This window comes from Microcystis sp. BLCC-F209 (genome assembly GCF_041928595.1).
In the GTDB taxonomy this organism is placed as follows: Bacteria; Cyanobacteriota; Cyanobacteriia; order Cyanobacteriales; family Microcystaceae; genus Microcystis.
The window spans coordinates 1-18,539 of the sequence record NZ_JBHFLL010000173.1 but is presented as its reverse complement, the minus strand read 5'-3'; the positions used below and the strand labels follow the sequence as shown (position 1 = coordinate 18,539).

21 protein-coding genes, 1 pseudogene and 1 riboswitch are annotated in these 18,539 nt (G+C 43.8%); of the genes and pseudogenes, 9 read left to right on the top strand and 13 right to left on the bottom strand.

Translation table 11 applies throughout. The annotated features are described in order from the left end of the window. Window positions 1-19 precede the first annotated feature (19 nt). The 3 genes from ACE1AQ_RS10785 to ACE1AQ_RS10775 are packed head-to-tail and all read right to left on the bottom strand — an operon-like array spanning window position 20 to window position 3,134. Complete coding sequence (locus ACE1AQ_RS10785) at window positions 20-1,237, bottom strand: glycosyltransferase family 4 protein (protein WP_008199140.1); 1,218 nt, start codon at window positions 1,235-1,237, stop codon at window positions 20-22. Between the two features lie 2 nt (window positions 1,238-1,239). After that, window positions 1,240-2,199 carry a GDP-mannose 4,6-dehydratase gene (locus ACE1AQ_RS10780; protein WP_008199142.1) on the bottom strand — a complete coding sequence of 320 codons (960 nt, stop codon included), beginning with the start codon at window positions 2,197-2,199 and terminating at the stop codon, window positions 1,240-1,242. A gap of 14 nt (window positions 2,200-2,213) precedes the next feature. After that, window positions 2,214-3,134, bottom strand: coding sequence for a glycosyltransferase family 2 protein (locus tag ACE1AQ_RS10775; RefSeq protein WP_039899667.1), 921 nt, complete (start codon window positions 3,132-3,134; stop codon window positions 2,214-2,216). Window positions 3,135-3,291: 157 nt separating this feature from the next. Here ACE1AQ_RS10775 and ACE1AQ_RS10770 point away from each other — a divergent pair, with 157 nt between their 5' ends. The 3 genes from ACE1AQ_RS10770 (at window position 3,292) to folB (ending at window position 5,111) form a co-directional block, all read left to right on the top strand. After that, window positions 3,292-3,486, top strand: coding sequence for a hypothetical protein (locus ACE1AQ_RS10770; RefSeq protein ID WP_008199145.1), 195 nt, complete (start codon window positions 3,292-3,294; stop codon window positions 3,484-3,486). A gap of 190 nt (window positions 3,487-3,676) precedes the next feature. After that, window positions 3,677-4,660, top strand: coding sequence for a glycosyltransferase (locus ACE1AQ_RS10765; protein ID WP_008199147.1), 984 nt, complete (start codon window positions 3,677-3,679; stop codon window positions 4,658-4,660). 94 nt (window positions 4,661-4,754) lie between these two features. Beyond that, the gene (gene folB / locus ACE1AQ_RS10760) at window positions 4,755-5,111 is read left to right on the top strand and encodes a dihydroneopterin aldolase (protein WP_008199150.1); all 357 of its coding nucleotides are present in this window, start codon (window positions 4,755-4,757) and stop codon (window positions 5,109-5,111) included. Here the strand turns inward: folB and ACE1AQ_RS10755 are convergent. Next, window positions 5,098-5,640 carry an NADPH-dependent FMN reductase gene (locus ACE1AQ_RS10755; protein WP_008199152.1) on the bottom strand — a complete coding sequence of 181 codons (543 nt, stop codon included), beginning with the start codon at window positions 5,638-5,640 and terminating at the stop codon, window positions 5,098-5,100. The two genes, folB and ACE1AQ_RS10755, sit on opposite strands and share 14 nt — an antisense overlap. Window positions 5,641-5,801: 161 nt before the next feature. Here ACE1AQ_RS10755 and ACE1AQ_RS10750 point away from each other — a divergent pair, with 161 nt between their 5' ends. Continuing rightward, window positions 5,802-6,128 carry an antibiotic biosynthesis monooxygenase gene (locus ACE1AQ_RS10750; RefSeq protein WP_002759792.1) on the top strand — a complete coding sequence of 109 codons (327 nt, stop codon included), beginning with the start codon at window positions 5,802-5,804 and terminating at the stop codon, window positions 6,126-6,128. On the opposite strand, the gene ACE1AQ_RS10745 is transcribed toward ACE1AQ_RS10750, so the two are convergent. The 3 genes from ACE1AQ_RS10745 to rseP are packed head-to-tail and all read right to left on the bottom strand — an operon-like array spanning window position 6,125 to window position 8,536. Further along, the gene (locus ACE1AQ_RS10745) at window positions 6,125-6,733 is read right to left on the bottom strand and encodes a rhomboid family intramembrane serine protease (RefSeq protein ID WP_106909700.1); all 609 of its coding nucleotides are present in this window, start codon (window positions 6,731-6,733) and stop codon (window positions 6,125-6,127) included. The two genes, ACE1AQ_RS10750 and ACE1AQ_RS10745, sit on opposite strands and share 4 nt — an antisense overlap. Before the next feature lie 43 nt (window positions 6,734-6,776). After that, a complete protein-coding gene (nth, locus tag ACE1AQ_RS10740) occupies window positions 6,777-7,445 on the bottom strand; it encodes an endonuclease III (RefSeq protein WP_106909701.1) in 669 nt (222 codons plus the stop codon). Then, window positions 7,445-8,536, bottom strand: a complete 1,092-nt coding sequence (rseP, locus tag ACE1AQ_RS10735) for an RIP metalloprotease RseP (RefSeq protein ID WP_106909702.1) — start codon at window positions 8,534-8,536, stop codon at window positions 7,445-7,447. The genes nth and rseP overlap by 1 nt, the downstream gene beginning before the upstream one ends. A 149-nt stretch (window positions 8,537-8,685) precedes the next feature. On the opposite strand from rseP, the gene ACE1AQ_RS10730 reads away from it, so the two are divergent. The 4 genes from ACE1AQ_RS10730 (at window position 8,686) to ACE1AQ_RS10715 (ending at window position 11,778) form a co-directional block, all read left to right on the top strand. Further along, the gene (locus ACE1AQ_RS10730) at window positions 8,686-9,249 is read left to right on the top strand and encodes a phycocyanin (RefSeq protein WP_008199161.1); all 564 of its coding nucleotides are present in this window, start codon (window positions 8,686-8,688) and stop codon (window positions 9,247-9,249) included. Between the two features lie 363 nt (window positions 9,250-9,612). Further along, entirely contained in the window at window positions 9,613-10,203 is a 591-nt protein-coding gene (locus ACE1AQ_RS10725; protein WP_008199162.1) for a PAP/fibrillin family protein, read from the top strand. 253 nt (window positions 10,204-10,456) lie between these two features. Then, window positions 10,457-11,113 (top strand): sigma-70 family RNA polymerase sigma factor, encoded by a 657-nt coding sequence (locus ACE1AQ_RS10720; RefSeq protein WP_008199166.1) that lies wholly within the window; start codon window positions 10,457-10,459, stop codon window positions 11,111-11,113. A 113-nt stretch (window positions 11,114-11,226) separates the two neighbouring features. Then, window positions 11,227-11,778, top strand: coding sequence for an anti-sigma factor (locus tag ACE1AQ_RS10715; protein WP_008199168.1), 552 nt, complete (start codon window positions 11,227-11,229; stop codon window positions 11,776-11,778). A 3-nt stretch (window positions 11,779-11,781) separates the two neighbouring features. On the opposite strand, the gene ACE1AQ_RS10710 is transcribed toward ACE1AQ_RS10715, so the two are convergent. Beyond that, window positions 11,782-12,987, bottom strand: a complete 1,206-nt coding sequence (locus tag ACE1AQ_RS10710) for an acetate kinase (protein WP_110543212.1) — start codon at window positions 12,985-12,987, stop codon at window positions 11,782-11,784. A 467-nt stretch (window positions 12,988-13,454) separates the two neighbouring features. Between ACE1AQ_RS10710 and trxA the strand changes: the two genes are divergently transcribed. Further along, window positions 13,455-13,820: a thioredoxin gene (gene trxA, locus ACE1AQ_RS10705; protein WP_008199171.1), complete on the top strand. Its 366-nt coding sequence runs from the start codon at window positions 13,455-13,457 to the stop codon at window positions 13,818-13,820. Between the two features lie 66 nt (window positions 13,821-13,886). On the opposite strand, the gene dprA is transcribed toward trxA, so the two are convergent. The 5 genes and pseudogenes from dprA to ACE1AQ_RS10680 form a co-directional block, all read right to left on the bottom strand. After that, the gene (gene dprA / locus ACE1AQ_RS10700) at window positions 13,887-15,035 is read right to left on the bottom strand and encodes a DNA-processing protein DprA (RefSeq protein WP_110543210.1); all 1,149 of its coding nucleotides are present in this window, start codon (window positions 15,033-15,035) and stop codon (window positions 13,887-13,889) included. A 414-nt stretch (window positions 15,036-15,449) separates the two neighbouring features. After that, window positions 15,450-16,154: a precorrin-2 C(20)-methyltransferase gene (cobI, locus tag ACE1AQ_RS10695; RefSeq protein WP_002765815.1), complete on the bottom strand. Its 705-nt coding sequence runs from the start codon at window positions 16,152-16,154 to the stop codon at window positions 15,450-15,452. Continuing rightward, window positions 16,151-16,777 (bottom strand): precorrin-8X methylmutase, encoded by a 627-nt coding sequence (locus ACE1AQ_RS10690; protein ID WP_039899671.1) that lies wholly within the window; start codon window positions 16,775-16,777, stop codon window positions 16,151-16,153. The genes cobI and ACE1AQ_RS10690 overlap by 4 nt, the downstream gene beginning before the upstream one ends. A 1-nt stretch (window position 16,778) precedes the next feature. Then, a complete protein-coding gene (cobG, locus tag ACE1AQ_RS10685; RefSeq protein WP_110543208.1) occupies window positions 16,779-18,203 on the bottom strand; it encodes a precorrin-3B synthase in 1,425 nt (474 codons plus the stop codon). 55 nt (window positions 18,204-18,258) lie between these two features. Then, window positions 18,259-18,415: riboswitch (cobalamin riboswitch) on the bottom strand. Then, a pseudogene (locus ACE1AQ_RS10680) lies at window positions 18,389-18,539 on the bottom strand (DUF3782 domain-containing protein); the annotation flags it as partial. It overlaps the preceding riboswitch by 27 nt.

Sequence of the window (18,539 nt, the reverse complement as noted above, 5' to 3'; positions counted from 1 at the left end):
AAAAAACCAGAGAAATTTCCTAACAAATATCAGCGACTAAAACTTGTTCGTACTTAGCCGCTGCTTGCTGCCAAGTATAATTATCTTCGATTAATTTGCGAGCATTTCTAGATAATTTTTCTCGCAAATCTGCCGATTCAAAAAGACTACTAATCGCCCTACAATATTCCTCAATACTATTAGCCCTTAAGGCTGCTAAAGGAACATTATTTCCCTCCACTGTTAATCCTTCTAAACCTCGATCGCTGGCCACCACCGGCACCCCCGCAGCCATGGATTCTAGGGTTTTGAACTTCATTCCAAAACCCGTTCTTAGGGGAATAACTGCCACAGTTGCCCGATGGAGATAGGTGGTCATTGATGGTACTCTTCCCGTCACAATGACTCCTTTTAACTTAGTTAATTCTTGCACTTCTAGGGATGGATTAGCACCGACTAAAGTTAAAGTAGTATCGGGGTAAGTAATTTGAATACGAGGTAAAATTTCTCTAGCTAAAAAACAGGCCGCATCGACATTAACCCAATAATCTAAGCCACCGATAAACACTAAATTATGTCCAGAAGGAGCCTGGGAACGATAGGGAAACAAATCTAGATCTACTGCATTAGGAATTAAATAAATCTCTCCATTGGGGGCAAATTCTTCCATTTGTTTTTGATCATCATCGGTGGTGACGACAATTTTTGAAAATTTCTGCACAGTTTTTTGTTCGTAGCGACGCATGAGAGGAAGGTAGAGACGATCCCGTAGTTCTTGACTAGAAACCCCAACTTCTAATTGACTTTTGCAGGTTTGATAGAGGGAACTATGCACATCAATTACTGTCCTAATTTGCTGTTGCCATTGGGGACGAATATAAATTTCATTAACACTATGTTCACTGGTGATTACTGAGAATTTTTGACTCTTAACTGCCCTATCTATCCAGTTCTGCATCTCTTGAGAATAGCCAAAAAGTACATTGGGAGGGGTTCCCGTTTGCAGGAATTGAGCTAATCTTTGCAGTTTAGCAATTATTCCAGTTTTGGCATCTCGAGGACGGGGAAAAACTACCAATTCACTAACAAAGTTACCTAACTTTTCTATCTCCTCATCGCTGACATCAGCACCACGTTGAACGAGGAGAGTAATATCATGATTTTTGCTGAGATACTTAAGTAAATTAAAAGTTCTGCCCTGAGTTCCCCCTCTGGTGGGGGGATAGGGAAAGGCGGAACTAATCATTAAGATATTCATAGCTATTCCTCTAAACGATTTTCTAGCATCATGGGGACAATATCGGTCATTTTGTATCGTGCTTGCCAACCTAATTTTTCCTTAGCTTTGCGGGGATTGCCGCGACTAATGGCTAAATCTGTTGGTCTTAACAAACTTCGATCGGAAATTACATGATCTGGCCAATTTAAGCCCACAGTAGCAAAAGCTGTGGCGACAAAATCCTCCAGTTTTGAACTTTCTCCCGTGGCAATGACGTAATCATCGGGTTGCTCCTGTTGCAGCATTAAATACATCGCTTCAACGTACTCCGGCCCCCAACCCCAATCCCTTTGAATATCCATATTTCCTAAGTGTAAAGTCTCGGTACTTCCCCGGGCAATTCTAGCCACGGCAGCGATGATTTTTTGAGTAACAAAGCGCTCGGGACGCAGGGGAGATTCATGATTGAAAAGTATGCCTGAACAGGCAAAAATTCCGTAGGCTTCTCGATAATTAGCCACTTCCCAAAAAGCCGCCGATTTGGCCACAGCGTAGGGACTGCGAGGACGAAAAGGGGTATTTTCGTCGGCAGAATTATCGCCGATATCCCCGAAACATTCACTCGATCCCGCATTATATAATTTAATCTTTGCCCCAGTAAATCGAATTGCTTCTAAGAGATTTAAGGTTCCCGTGGCAATACTTTCTAAGGTTTCCACTGGCTGCTCGAAGGATAAACCCACAGAACTTTGTCCAGCCAAATTATAGACCTCATCGGGCTGAATTTTAATCAACACCTGTAGGACACTGCGAAAGTCATTCAGTGCCATTGATTCTAGTTTGACCTGTTCCTTGATTCCCAAACGTTTCAGGTTACTAAAAGAGGACATTTGGGCATCCCGGGAGGTCCCACAAACTGTATAGCCAGCTTTTAACAGTAATTCGGCTAGGTAGGCTCCGTCCTGCCCCGATATACCACAAATTAACGCTTTTTTACCCATTTATTTACAATAATTTACTTTTGAGGGTTTAACATCGCTTTGGCGGCTTCGCTTAAATAACCGATTTGTCCGTAGGCAAAGAGAAGATTATCAAAGCTTTTAGCAGGATCATTGATAAATTTGACTGATTTCACTAATCCTCTCGCCAAACGTTCACCTCCTCGCCCAAATTGAGCCAATCCCGTCCTTCCTGCCACTTCTTCCCGGTAGTGTTCGCTGATGCCTTGCCACCAACTGCGACGCATAAACCATTGACGATTGATTCTTTCTGGGGCAACATTGTGTTCCACCAGTGCTTCGGGAAAATAGCCCACTTGCCATCCCTGGGCGATTGCCAGTTCTGTAGTGTATAATTCCTCGTTAGAGAGAAGTTTTTGGCCAACTCTTCCCAATTTAGGGTCAAAACCGCCAATTTTCTCCAAGAAATCTCGCCGAATTGAGTAATTAACCCCTCGCGGAGTTAAATCCGCTTGGCTAATATATATCACATTGTCGCCCAAATCGAAAGCCCCTAAACCCGCTGCTAAATCATCGGATAACCAATTGGGTTGACTGTAGCCTTGCGGCCAAATCAGGGTAACTTTACCCCCCGCTACTGCCAGTTTTTCGTTATTTTCGTAGGCATTTAACAGAATTTGCAACCATTGAGGACTTGCGATCGCATCGTCATCCAAATAAGCTAGGATCGGCGCTCTAGTTTCCTTCGCCCCCCGATTTCTGGCGGTAGATAGCCCTAAAATAGGTTCGTAAACATATTTTAGCCGCCCATCTCCCAGACGAGACTCGACCACTTGACGGGTTTTATCGGTAGATGCGTTATCAACCACTAAAATCTCGCAATCTGGGCAGGTTTGCGCCAAAAGACTATCGATCGCTCCTTCTAGGTAGTGATCGCGGTTGTGGGTACAGATAATCCCTACTATCTTAGGAGCCATGGCTATCAAGGTTACTCATTCAATACTCTAAAACTTAACATTCCTTTGGAAAAATGTAAAAATACTTTTAAAGCCGTCAGCCGTCAGCCGTCAGCCGTCAGCTAGACAATAGTGATGATAACTAGAAAAATGGCCAATTAATTGCCGGTTCTTCGGTTTGTGTTATGCAATAGACGGGGTTATAAGAGATGAAACCATTATAGAGAAAGACATTTGGCTATTTTTGTCAATTGTTTTCCATCTAGAACGAATTAATCAATTAAGTCTCTGGCCAAATAAGGATGTAGTCTATTTATGCCACCCGCTCGAACCATACCAAGTAACGAAGAGCCTAATTGCCTTTCTCAAGTAACAAGCTGATAAGTGGGTGGGTGGAATTAAATATAAGATGAACGTAGGTTGGGTTGAAGCATGAAACCCAACGCCTGCATGGGTTACGCTACCGCTAACCCATCCTACAAATAATTGTGCCTCCCTACTTAACTGATAACTGATAACTGATAACTGATAACTGATAACTGATAACTGATAACTGAAATATTATGCCAAAAGTAACTGTTTGTATTCCCACCTATAACCGCGCCGATTATCTCAGCTATTCGATTAATACTGTGTTGCGGCAGACCTATGAAGATTTTGAGTTAATTGTCTGTGATGATGGTTCTTCTGATCGTACCCCAGAAGTGGTGGCAGCATTTGAGGATTCGAGAATAATTTATCTGCGTCATCCTCAAAATATGGGCAGAAGTTTAAATATGCGATCTGGTTTTACTGCTGCTCGGGGAGAATATTTTATTAAATTCGATGATGACGATGGACTAACTCCTGAATTTTTAGCGAAAACTGTCCCTATTTTGGAGCAAGAAAAAAACGTTGATTTTGTCTGTACCGATCACTGGATCATTGATAGATTTGGACAAAGAGTTGCATCGGCAACAAAAAAAAATTCGGCGAAATGGGGCAAAGATAGATTACAACTAGGAATTATTCCTGATTTAGAAAGAGAAACTTTTTCCTATCAAAGTTTACAGGTGGGTTCGACTCTTTTTCGTTATCGATCTTTGGCTGATGTGGATTATATGCGCCCTCAGGCGGATGGTTGTGAAGATTTTGATTTATTAGTGCGGTTAGCTTTAGCGGGAAAACAAGCTTATTTTCTGCCAGAATTATTAATGGAATATCGTTTTCATGGAGGTCAAACTAGCTTAAAACAAGCGGTTCACTTTTTGCAAGCTAACTTGTTTTGTACAGAAGGTTATCACTTTAACGATGTAAAATTAGAAGAAGAAAGAGTGAAAAGGACGGCTTTTTTACAGGAATCTTTGGGAATAAAATTAATTGAAAAGGGAGACAGCGAAGCTGGGCGAGTTTTAATAGAAAAAGCTTCAAAATTGTCAGGAAAATCCCAACGGGCCAGACTGGGTTTACTGCTTTCCTATTTACCTCTCAACTTGAGACAATTAGCTTTTCAAGGTTTCCGTCAACTACGCCCCAAAGATTACGTCGAACAGGTGAGAGCCGTATAAACTATAATTTATAGCAGTTATCTTATGTCGATACCAAATTGGGTTAGACTTTATCTTTGTGGGAAACGCTGCCAGTTTTTTAATTTAACTATCTATGGATACTATTCACGTTACAGGAATTCGTGCCTACGGTTACACAGGATATCTGGCCGAAGAACAGGTTTTAGGTCAATGGTTTGAGGTGGATTTATCCCTGGAAGTTGATATCAGCATTGCTGGCAAAAGTGACGCGATTGAAGATACCCTAGATTATCGACAGGCGATCGAAATTGTCAAACACCAGATTGAAACCAGCAAATTTGCCCTCGTGGAAAAATTGGCCACAATTATCGCCGAGGATATCCTCAAAATCGAGCGAGTGCGACAGGTAAGAGTACAATTATCGAAACCCGCCGCCCCAATTCCTAATTTTACCGGTAAAATCACCATTGATATTACTAGATCTCGTTGAGTTTACGGGTATTATTGACTAAACTTTGCGCAAAAGCGTCAAAACGTTGGGAAAGCTTCTCATCAAGGATTTTTCCTTCTTCGTTGAAGACTTGCCACGCTTGTCCTAAGCTAATTTGTTCGGGAATTACCCAAGCATGAACCCAACGGAGAATAATTCTTAAATCATTGAGGGCGTTACTATTGGATTGGCCGCCTAAAACACTGATTAATCCGGCAACCTTTCCCGATAACTCCTCAAAACTCATTAAATCTAGGGCATTCTTCATCACACCACTGACACTGCCATGATACTCTGGTGTCGCCAAAATTAACCCCGCTGCCGATTTAACCGTTTGCTGCATTTTGGCCACATCGGGATAGTCAGAATAGTCATCTCCCCCGTTACAGAAGGGTAAAGAGAGTTTTCTCAGGTCAATTATCTCCGTTTCTACTCCTAACGCCCCTAATCGACTGATAGCAACTTCTAACGCCATCGCACTATAGGAGCCAGGGCGTAAACTGCCATTAATACCAACGATTTTGATCATAGAACTTATACAAACTCATAACGACTACATATAAGCTAACAAAAAAAGAGGTAATTGGGGCAAGCTTACTTAAAAAAATATGTCGATGGGGCGGGGAGAGCGATCGATCTAAGTTTTAATGGGAGTAGAAAGAACGATTTATTCCATTTCCCCTGATTGCCATGCCAGAATTTCTCGATTTTCTCAAACATAAATATGCCTATGTGGCTATTGGTGAATTCAAACCGGGGTGTTTTTCCGAGGCCCAAAAACTCTACGAAAAAGCCGTTTCCACCTATTCCACAGGATTCCAGGGGGCTTTTCTGTTGCAAAAACCCGGAACCGACGAAGGCATTGCCGTGATCATCTGGGATAAAATCGATGATATGGAGGCAAATAAAAGCGAAGCCCACGAATTATTGCTGAAATCCATGGCGCCTCTGTTTGCGAAACCTCCTGTCACCGATTTTTACGAAGTATGTAGCGAGATAGAAGGTTCCCCCATTTAGGAATAATGTTTCTTTTCGGTGGCGATTAATTTGGCGGCTAAAACCCCGCCTAGAAAACCGAATAAATGTCCTTGCCAAGAAATCCCCGGACGGGAAGGCAAAACGCCCCAAATTGTGCCACCGTAGAGTAAAAAGACTAGAATTGACAAGAGTATAGAAGGAATATTTCTTTGGAAATAGCCCCGCAGTAATAAAAAACCTAAATAGCCAAAAATCAAGATACTTGCCCCGATATGGATGGATCCGGGAGCAGCAAATAACCAGACTCCTAACCCCCCCACCACCATGGTCAACCCAGTCACAATAAAAAAGTCACTGGTTTCCTGTAACATCACCAACCAACCGAGAATTAGGAAAGGAACCGTATTAGCAATAAGATGGGAAAAGTCCCCGTGTAGGAAAGGTGCGAAAAGAATACCCCGCAATCCGATGACTTGATGGGGAATAATCCCGAAATAGTCTAAACTGCCCCGAAAAACAAATTGATCTAAAATCTCTAACAGCCAAAAAATTGCCACAAAGGTAGCGAGGATTATTGCTTGGGTTTTTATTTCTTGCCGTGATCCTTGACTCATAAGATTGATGGATGAGTGATTTTTTCCCATTATAGCCCCCCAGATCAGTTATCAGTTATCAGTGATTCAGTTATCAGGTGTGAGTTTTCTGTTTACTGTTTGCTGTGGGACAAAGAGGGGCTAATTGACAGGAAAAACAAGCGGGATTTCTTGCTTTACAAACCGCCCGGCCGTGGTAAATAATACTAATAGAAAAAGTTTCCCAATCTGGTTGAGGTAGTAAAGCCATTAAATCCCGCTCAATTTTCACCGGATCGTTATTAGTAGTTAAACCCAAACGATTACTTAAGCGCTTAACGTGGGTATCTACTGTCACCCCTTCAATAATCCCGTAAGCGTGAGCAAGTACCACATTAGCGGTTTTTCTAGCTACCCCGGGTAAAGTTAATAATTCCCCCATTGTCTTGGGTACTTCCCCCTGAAAATCCTTGAGAATTTTTTGACAAGCACCCTGAATATTTTTAGCTTTATTGCGATAGAATCCCGTGGAACGAATTAGGGTTTCTAACTCCTCTCGCTCGGCAAAAGCTAAGGATTTAGCATCGGGAAAACGGGCGAATAAAGCAGGAGTCACCTTATTTACCCGCTCATCAGTGCATTGTGCCGAGAGAATCACTGCCACCAATAACTGCACGGGAGTTTGATAATTTAAGCTACAGGTTGCCTCTGGATATAATCGCTTTAAGTTGCTTAAAATCTCTAGGGCGCGTAGTTGAAGCTTAGTTTTTTTTCGCGGGGCCATCACTGGAATAAATCCTGAAAAACTGCTAGGTTAACCGTATCGCGCACGATCAAGAAAACTCCTAATCCTAGTAGTAAAACTAGACCTGTTTGCATGATGTTATCTTGCAGTTTAGTTGGGAGAGGTTTACCTACTAAAGCCTCGATTAATAAAAATACCAATTGACCACCATCAAGGGCAGGTAAAGGCAGAATATTAATCACCGCTAAGTTGATACTAATTAGGGCGGCAAATTGAAAAAGATTCCCCGCATCATTACGAGCGATCGCCGCTCCGTATTCAACAATTTTAACCGGTCCTGCTACCTGTTGAACATTTTCTTTAAAGTTACTAACTAACTGCCCAAAACCTTGCACGGTTAATAGGGTTAATCGTTGAAATTCCCTCGCACCCAAGCCAAAAGCTTGCCCAAAATTATCGGCTTTCAGGTGAGTTTCTTCACCGTTGGGAGCCAATCTAACCCCAATTTTACCCTGACCATCACTGCCCAATTCAGGAGTAACGATTAAATCGAGCGTTTCTGTGGGGCGTTTGATGGTTAATTTTAGGGGTTGATCGGGGGAAGATTGAATAATGTCACGGAAGTCAATAATGGCATTTTGAGAAGCAGTAAGGGGCTGATCATTGACAGCAAGAACGATATCCCCCGCTTTCATTCCCGCTTGTTTGGCGACGGAATTTTCAGCAGTGAAAACCTCTGGAATAATTACCCCTTCTTGATAGTTAATTTGGGTAAAACCCACCGTAGCAGCTTGGGTAACAAGCAAAAAATAGGCAAAAATTAAATTAGCAATTACTCCCGCACTAATGACGATAGCTCGATCAAAAACAGGACGATTGCGTAATAAATCAGGATCGTTATTGGGAATTTGACTATCGGGATCGTCATCGGGAAAACCAACGTAACCCCCTAAAGGAATGGCGCGGAGGGCGTATTCCGTTTCTTTACCTTGATATTTAGCTAAAGCTGGACCAAAACCGATGGAAAAGCGATTAACATGGATAGATTGCCCACGAGCGGCGGCAAAATGACCTAGTTCGTGAACGACAATTAATAGGGCAAGTACACCGATCGCTATTAAAACTGACATGATGATCAAATTATAATGATTTAGCTTTTGTTTATTGTAAGCGATCCTCCCGGGCAGATTGCAAAAAATCTTTAGTTATCGCTAATTTTTCGATCATTTATGGTAAAAGAGATCTTAACCGCCTAATCTGACCCGACGGAGAGCGATCGATGCCTTTGAGTGAGCGCGCCCAGCAATTAATCCCAAAAGCGAGAATCATTAGTTTCGCTAATTGGCCCTATCAGCAAGCAGCGATCGCTGTTTGGCAACAAGCGGATGATCAAACTCGCTATCTCAGCGACAGCGATTTAGATACTATCGTCAATTTAGAGCCTGATTTACTCGTTTCTATTCAGCAAGCTCGAAAACTGCGGCATAATGCTAATATTATCGTCGATAACGCTCGTCAGGCTTTATTAAGCCAATTTCCTACCATTTTTCAACCCGGGGGTGCTCTTCATCCACCCTACCGCGCCGAAGCTTGTTGGCGTGATTTCTGGAACTTTTTACGTTGTATTACCTACGGTGTCGCCGGACAGCAGATTCCCTATACCAGTGCCGAGGGATTGGAAAATATGCGTCTTCTTTACCAAGAATTACAAGTACCATTAGGGGCGATGATTTCGGGATTAGAAGCCTTAAAACAATACAGTTTAGATTATTTTAGTGACTCAGAAAAAACCGCAATTGCTCCCTATTTTGATCACTTAATTACGGTTATGAAAAAGTTTTAAAACCGCGGCATTTAATCCGTGTTAAAATAGTGAGGCCAACAGTTAAAAATGCCGCTCACTGAGGTTAAAACTCTGTTGAACCCATGAAATCATCGGCGCGGGTGAGCCTGTTAGGGCCACCAAAAACCTCGATCGAGTACCTAGCGGGTCGAGGTAGTTTATAAAAGTAAGGGAGATTAAACCTCTTGCGTAATTAATTTTTGAGGGTTCAAAAACGGCACAAATAAGGATTAAATTGCATAAAATCTGTAAATAGACCATTTAATTGATTATTATTCATTCTTAATTCTCCTGGCTACTGACTACTGGCTACTGACTCCTAACCCTAACAACAATTTTTGATTTTTACAAGAGGTCTATTCTATGGATGCCAAAGCGAAATTACTAGAATTGATCGCTGGTAGAAATCGCGGACTCCTGGCCACGGAAAGCGACCGCGTGCGGATTTTAGCGGCGATCGAACAATTGGAGGACCACAATCCCCATCCTCATCCCCTGGAAGTTAAACAACTATTAGGGGGCAATTGGCGTTTACTATTCACCAGCAGCCGCGGCATTCTGGGACTAGATGGCCTACCTTTTTTTCAATTAGGGCAAATTTATCAATATCTCGACCTGAACAAGTCAAAACTTTACAATATCGCCGAAATTATCGGCTTACCTTGGCTAGAAGCGGTAGTAATCGTCTCCGCTACCTTTGAACCCACATCCGAGCGTCGGGTAATGGTCAAATTTGAGCGCTCGATCCTCGGTCTGCAACGTCTTCTCAATTATCATTCTCCCCAAGAATTTATCGAAGCGATCGAAAGTGGCCAAAAATTTCCTCCCCTCGATTTTTCCTTCAATAATCGCCCACAAACAGGTTGGCTCGATATCACCTATCTCGATGAAGATCTCCGCATCGGCCGCGGCAGCGAAGGCAGCGTCTTTATCCTCGCTAAGGAAAAAACCTAACTTAAGAGCTATTCAGGAGACTCCGAGACTCCGAGACAGCTTTTATGTATTCTCCCCACTACCCCACTACCCCACCTCCCCACTACCCCACCTCCCCACTTGTTGCTCCCTTGCTCCCTTGCTCCCTGAGATCAATGCCCCGATCGGTTAGAATCAAAATATGGGAAAAAAATTCTTTAATTTCGGGAACCTTTGCTGACTTATCCCGTCCTCAAGCCCTGAGTGAGGAGTTTATATCCTTAGAGGAAATCCCATGAGTCAATCGATTCCAGCATCTTGGTCACTTGAGGCCAAAAAGTCTCAAAACCCCGTGTCACCTGACAAACTCTCCAACTATGATCTGATTGCACGCTGTCAGGAAGGGTGCCTGCCTGATCGAGCAGCCTTTGCGGAACTGCTGCGGCGCTATCAGGCTCATGTTGATAAATTACTCTATCATTTGGCTCCCGATTGGCAAGATCGCGCTGATTTGGCTCAAGAGGTCTGGATTCGCGTCTATCGCAATATTAACCGTCTCCATGAACCCCTCAAGTTCCGCGGTTGGTTGAGTCGCATTGCTACTAATCTTTTTTACGACGAATTGCGGAAACGCAAGCGGGTTAATCACCCCATTTCTCTCGATGCTCCCCGGCGCGTGGAAGATGGCGAAATCGATTGGGATATCGAGTCCGATTACCCCAGTCCCGATGAACATCTCACCACCCACGAATTCTACGATCAATTACAAGCGGCGATCGCTGATTTACCAGAAGCTTTTCGGACAACTATTATTCTGCGAGAAATTGAAGGTATGGCCTACGAAGAAATTGCCGAGATCACGGGAGTTTCTTTAGGAACTGTTAAATCTCGCATTGCTCGCGCTCGCGCTAAATTACAATCTGTTTTACAGCCCTATTTTACGGAAGGCTAAAGAAAATTGTGGTGATTCGGCACTAACGGTCGAAGTGAGGAGTCGTTAAAGTTAACTAGCTCCGTGCTGGTGAAAAGTGATTGCATACCGATCGCTTCTGGTCGAGGTCAACCATGAATAATTATCAACCCGAAGACGTTCAATGGATCAAGTCTTTGTTACGTCACGATGAGGGGGATTCCCAATCCGCAACCGAGGATATTTTATTCTTAGATGAGGATAACGAAGCAGCTCATCGTTTCGATTTAATTAGCGCCTATATTGATAACGAAGTAACGGTAGAGGAAAGGAAGCTGGTTCAGCATTGGTTAGACCATGATGCTGCCGCTAAAAAACTCTATCGGCAGCTCTTGGGATTACAAACTAATTTAAGGCAAATCCCCGTACCGGTTACTAGGGCCAGCGACCGATTGGCAGAACAGGTGTTCAGAAAAGTCGATGGTCAGCGTCGTCGGCAATATTATGTTTATGGTGGCGCAATTTTCACCGCTATGGCGATCGCTGTTGGCTCCTACTTCGTCTCGGGACGCAACGATCCCCTCTCCCAAATGGCCAGCAGTCCGAGCAGTATTAGCCAAGAGGGAGACCATTTGATGATTGCTCTTAACCATCCAATTATGGAGATTCCCACAACGGAAGAGCCAAAAGAGAATGGCCAAAGGTAAGGTCTATGGGGATAAATGCCAGCATTCTCGTGCGATCGCCCAATCTTCCGCCGTAGCAATTACCATCACTCTTACTTTAGATGTGTCGGTGGCGATATCCTCATCCCGGGGATGGGCGGCATTTTTAGCCAAATCTAACTCTAAACCCAAAAAAGACCAGCCTTGACTGGCTTTTTCCCGCACTAAAGCTGAATTTTCGCCGATTCCTGCCGTAAATACCAACACATCTAACCCCTCTAGAGAAGCGATCATCGATCCGATTAAACTTTTCAGACGATGAATATACATCTCAAATGCTAATTTTGCCCTCTGGTTGCCTTCGGCCATTGCCGTCGTAATTGCCCGCATATCCCCAGAAATACCCGAAATTCCCTTTAAACCCGATTCTTTATTCAGTAAACTATTTAAACTATCGGGATTGTATTGATATTCTCGCTCTAGATAAATCAGAATCGCCGGATCGATCGAACCGCTGCGGGTTCCCATCATCAATCCCTCTAGGGGAGTAAATCCCATAGTAGTATCGACACTTTTACCCCCCTTGACTGCCGATAGGGAAGCACCATTGCCCAGATGACAAATCACCATTTTCAAAGATTCTAGGGGTTTTGCCAACAATTCGGCAGCCCGTTGGGAGCAGTACTGATGACTGGTGCCATGGAAACCATAGCGACGGATTCCCAGTTCACTCCATTGGTAGGGAATGGGATAAAGAGAAGACTCGGGAGGGATAGAACGATGAAAAGCGGTGTCAAACACTGCTACTTGAGGAACATTGCCCAAAACTTGCTCGATCGCCTCAATTCCTTCTAAATGAGCGGGATTATGGCTAGGAGCGAGGGGAATCAGCTTTTTAATCGTTTCTTTGACTGGGGGAGTGATCATGGTTGCCTGGGAATATTCCGTGCCACCATGGACAACTCGATGACCGACTATACTAATGTCGGCCAGGTTGGCCAGTACTTTAGTTTCGCCAGTGACTAAGGTATCTAACATCCGAGCAATTGCCGCCGGACGATCCTGACTAGAAAGATTAATTTCCTGTTTAATTCCCTTGGCTTTTACCGTTAAAACCCCGTAATCAGGGTTAACTGTCCAATCGATCCCCGCTGCCCAAATCGGTTGCGGAGGATGGCAGGGGAGAATATCTAAATCGTATAAACAACTTTTTTGACTGCTCGATCCCGCATTTAAGACCAGAATTTTCATGGCAAAGCTCAATTAGGAGGTGGCTTGTGCTGATCATAATCAAACTCAGGTTAAGCCTAGATAAAATCGATTACTTTTGGGGTTTTTCTTCAGGAAAATTTTATCTGGCCGCCATCACCCATCCCTGACTTGAAAGAGGGTGTAGGGTGTGGGGTGTGGGGTGTAGGGAAGGAAACCTCTTTCATCTCTGGTGGTGAAAATTTTTTCATCGAGACTGACTCGGGCAATATTACAAAACTTTATCAAAAAAAAGTCAAAATAGAGCCTCTAGGGTTATAAAATACAAGAATGCCCCTTGTGAAATTGATCCAAGAAGCTACCTCTGATGCAAGTTAAGGCCTCTAAAGTGGATTTAGAGCTAGTTCTCGTCCTTTTCACCAGTGGAATGTCAACATCGCACCACGAATCTCTAGAATGGAATTTTTGCGTATTCTAGATAACCGTGATTACTAGAGGATTTCTTAAGTATGTCAGAGGTTACTGCCGTTACTGCCGTTACAGATGCCACCTTTAAAGATGAAGTTTTAGATAGTGCCGACCTTGTCCTAGTGGATTTCTGGGCTCCTTGGTGCGGCCCCTGTCGAATGGTGGCTCCCGTTGTCGGAGAAATTGCCGAAATGTTCATAGGGCAAGTCAAGGTGGTGAAACTCAACACCGACGAAAACCCCAATATCGCTAGTCAGTACGGGATTCGCAGTATTCCTACTCTGATGATCTTCAAAGGAGGTCAAAAAGTTGATATGGTGGTCGGGGCTGTACCGAAAACCACTTTAGCTAATACCATAGATAAACACCTGAAACCTGATGATCCTCAAAAGGGGTCAAAAAGTTGATCTAGTGGTCGGGGCTGCACCGAAAACTACTTTAGCTAATACCCTAAATAAGCATTTGGGGGTTAACTAGGTTTTCTGGTAACGCATACCGGGTAACTGAGTCACTAAACCTATTAATTCTAATTCCAATAAGATCCCCGCCACTTCTGAGGTGGGGATTTGCATTTTTTGAACAATAATGTCAAACAACAGGGCATCTCTGTCAAATAACTGATACACTTGTGCTAGTCTAGGTTCTAGATTGACTGGAGGAGCAGCATTAACGACCGAGGATGTGTCTGGAGGAAGTGAAGGGGAGAGATTAACCGGTGCGGATTGGTTCGTGGTGGGAATTGCCCCCAACATTTCTAATAATTTCTCCTCAGAAACGATAATTTCTGCCCCCTGATGAATGAGTTGTAAACAGCCCCTAGCGGCGGTAATATCGGGAGAATTGGGTAAAGCATAGATATCGCCGCCAAATTCGTTAGCATAACTGGCCGTAATCAGGGAGCCAGACCTTTCGGGGGCCTCGATAACAATCGTCGCGCGACTTAAACCGGCGATAATGCGATTACGACTGGGAAAATGGGCTTTATTCGGCTGAGTTGCGGCGGGATGTTCACTAATGACTAAACCCTGCTTTTGGATGTCCGCCTGTAGCTGCCGATGACGACTAGGATAAACCACATCGACCCCCGTTCCCAAGACGGCAATCGTTCTTCCCCCTGCTTTTAAACAGCTTTGGTGTGCCTCGCCATCAATTCCTTCGGCCATGCCAGAAACAATAGTAAATCCCTGTTGGGCCAAAAGGGTACTTAAGCGCCGCGCCCAGCGCCTGCCGTGATCCGTGGGGTTACGAGTACCCACAATGGCGACGGTGGGGATATTTCCCTGATTTTCCTCTAAATTGACCTTTCCTTGATAGTAAAGTAAGGGGGGAGGACTGGGAATTTCCCAGAGAAAGCGGGGATATTCTGGGTCGCTAGGAGTCCAAAAAAGGGGGTTTTTCTGGATATGTTCGGCGAAAAGAGCTTCTGGGTCAATTTGCGCTCGCCCTTCCCGTACCGCTACCATTAACTTTTTGCCAAATCCCGCCACTTCTGCGATCGCAGAATCGGAGGCATTCCAGGCCACAGCGACACTGCCAAAATGTTGATAGAGTCGCTTTAGGGAAATTGACCCAACTCCAGCAATACTTGACCATGCTAACCAATAAACGCGCTCGTCTGTCAATTTGAAAAAGCTCCTCAAACCCAGTAATATTTTCAGTCGGTTAAAACTGACTGCGGCCAGATGACCTTAATTTATTTTAATCTTGCTGGAACCCCTTCCATTAGTTGTTGAGGTATTGTTGAGCCTCGTCGTGGGCGTAGCGTCGCCCCCAACCCCCCCCCGCGCATTAGCTTTTTGGTGGGATGCTTACAGGCAGCTGCTGATACATTTGTCATCATTTAAGAGTCACTGATAATTGCTGATTGTCGGTATTTCTGCAAATGTGAGATGCACCCGGTAGGGGATAGAAGATTTAACTTAGTGTCTATAGAGTTATTGAAAAAATCGGGTCTAAAACCTCGCCTTAAGACGAAAAGTTTTTGGAGCGGGGCATAAATCCCCGTTACAAAAACGGCCTCCTGCCCCCTGCCTTTGTTATTGGGGTTTAGTTTTACTAGGAATCAGAATTAATGACCAGTAAGTAGCAGCCTCTGGATCGACTTCTGTAATCGGAATAATTTGCTGATTGGGTAGGGTTGCTCGTTCGATGTAGAGGGCGCGTTCTAATAATCCTAATTCCTCGAGAATATTGCGAACTTTAGCGAAATGTCTGCCCAATTTAATAATCGCTGCTGCATCGATAAAGGCTAGGCGATCCCGCAATATTTCCGCCTCTAAAGTAGCGGGCATAATACTAAATACGTCATTTCGATAAGTAATAGGTACACCCAGCATTGCTGCACTTGCCATCACTGAAGAAATACCCGGCACGACTTCAATGGAAAAGCGATCGCACAAGCGATTAAAGATATACATAAACGTGCCATACAACATCGGATCGCCCACACATAGAACCGCCACATCTCGACCTAAGTTTAACTGTTCGGCGATATTTTCGGCGGCAATATCATAATGAGGTTGAGAACTGCGCTCGACACTAAAAGGCAAAGGCATGGGAATTTCTATCTGCTCGGGACGGATAAAATCCGAGACAATTGCCCGTGCCAAAACTTTGCCACTTTCTAAGGTAGGATAGGCAATTACCGGAACAGTTGTGAGAATCCGGTGTGCTTTTAGCGTCAACAATTCGGGATCACCGGGCCCGATTCCTAATCCATAAAGTTTGCCTAATTTATTCATAATTCGTTCTCTTTTGCTAAAGCATTGACTGCTGCTGCTGCGATTGCGCTGCCTCCCCTACGTCCGTGCAGGGTAATAAATGGCACACCACGACTATTAGTTGCTAATTCTGTTTTCGACTCTGCCGCTCCCACAAATCCCACGGGAAAGCCTAAAATCAAAGCCGGTTTATCTACATTTTGATCGAGCAATTCTAGCAGGCGAAAAAGTGCGGTTGGTGCATTACCAATGGCCACCACTGCTCCAGCTAAATGAGGTCGCCAAAGTTCTAAAGCGGCAGCGGAGCGGGTATTATTAATTTGCCGTGCTAACTCGGTCACTTCTGGATGATTGAGGGTACAAATAATCGGATTATCTTTAGGTAAACGCGCTTTGGTAATGCCATTAGCGACCATTTGAGAATCACAGAGAATTGCTGCACCCCCAGCGAGGGCATTTCGTCCGATTTTAACTGCATCCGGTGATGCTTCTAAATCTTCTGTTATGTCTGTCATCCCACAGGAATGAATTAGACGAACCGCCACATGAGCTAAATCATCGGGGAGATTTTTCCAGTTAGTTTCAGCCCGAATAATAGCAAAAGATTTGCGGTAAATTTCCTCGCCATTCTTAATGTATTCCATTCTATTCATCTAAATTTTTCGATTTTTGGGAGCTTAAAATTTGGGCTATGAGGGGGGGAATCTTGGTAAATTCTCCCTCAAATATGGGTGTTTCTAAGAACTTTTGACTATCACCCACATAGACTTGATAAGCTTCTAGTATTTGGCCATTTTCCTCGATGGTAGTTCCTAAAAGGGTAATTTCGGCTGGACCCGGTTGAGCGCAGGATTTAGCACAACCCGTCAAATGAATATTAACAGGAGAATTGCAGGTTAAGCGTTCTTTCAAATAATCTGCCAAGAGAGAAGCATGAATTTGAGTTGCAGTGGCCGCCGCTGCACAGCCCGGTTTACCGCTACAGGCAACTATCCCCGCATCCCATCCAAGAGAAGCGGATAATCCTAGTGATGCCAGTTTTGGCAACAATTCTGAGACTTTTTCATCGGGAATATCGGGTAATATAACAGTCTGCCAAGGGGTTAATCGTAACTGACCACTGCCAAAAGTTTCTGATAGTGCCGCTAATCCCCATAGTTGATTAGCCGTCAATTGTCCTAATCTTAATGATAGACCAATATAAGATAATCCTGGTTGCTTTTGAGGATGAATTCCCAGATGAAAATAGGGTTGAGTAGAATGGGCAGCCTGCCGGTATTCTTGCCCTTGTATTATGCCGGTAGAAGTCCGATGTAATTGGTAGTTAACTTGTTCGAGATATTTTGTCAATCCCCAATCTTTGAGCAGGTGTTTCATCCGAGGTTTTTTCCCCTTGATATTGGGGGTTTGTTGAACATAATCGATATAAACTGTGACTAAAGCTTTGACCACAGCTAAACAGTTTTCTGGCTCAATTAATAAGTCCGTGTCATAGAATTGTTTATCTCCTCCGAGGGCTAATCGAAAGCAAACAAGAGAAGTTAAATTTGTCGGATTATTGACGGTAATTGCCGATAGCTGAATCTCGTTATAGCGGTGTTGCCAGGCCATAGTTGAACCGGTGCCAATTCCCACTGCACCACCGCCATCGATCCCGATACTAAATTTAGGACTTAGTTGGGCAATTGATGGATAATTTTGGATAAAATTATCTAATTCTTGGACTAATGAACGGGTATCGATCGATTCTTGGCAGTCAATTCCAGCCGTGGGACTGGACATGATATTACGCAAATGATCGATACTGGGATTATGGGCAGCTAACCCTAATTTTTGCAGGGTTTGAAATTCTTCTAAACTGGGGGATTTTTGCAGTCCGCGAATTTGCAAATTTGCCCGATTGGTAACTTGTATTGTCGTCTGCCATTGTTCGAGCCAAGTGGCGATCGCTTTTCCCTGTGGAGAATTGAGCCATCCACCGGGGGTGCGGAGACGAATTAAAAACCCATCTTGGGCAGCAGTTCCATAAAATAAACCCGGACAAGCATTTGCTTCAACTAACCAATTCACCGTTGTTTGTTCTCCATGCGACGCAGAGAAGTAGTTAGAAAATTATTTGTCTATCTACCGATTAAAAACTTGTAATTGGCATTCTGACTCGCAAGGAAAAAGGGAAGATGTACTCTTTTTACTTTTTACTTGATTACAGCTGCGGCACAGTACCAGAATCGCACTGGACTTTCCCAAAGACAAGTTTAAGGATTATACCACGTTTTCGGTTGAAACTCAGTATCGTTAAGAATTGCTACATTTTCACCCCTTTGTGCCAAGACAAATAAACCTTGACGATAGGCATATTTATCCGCTCCTTCTTCGATTTCAATGCCTGCTACTGCCCCATATAAT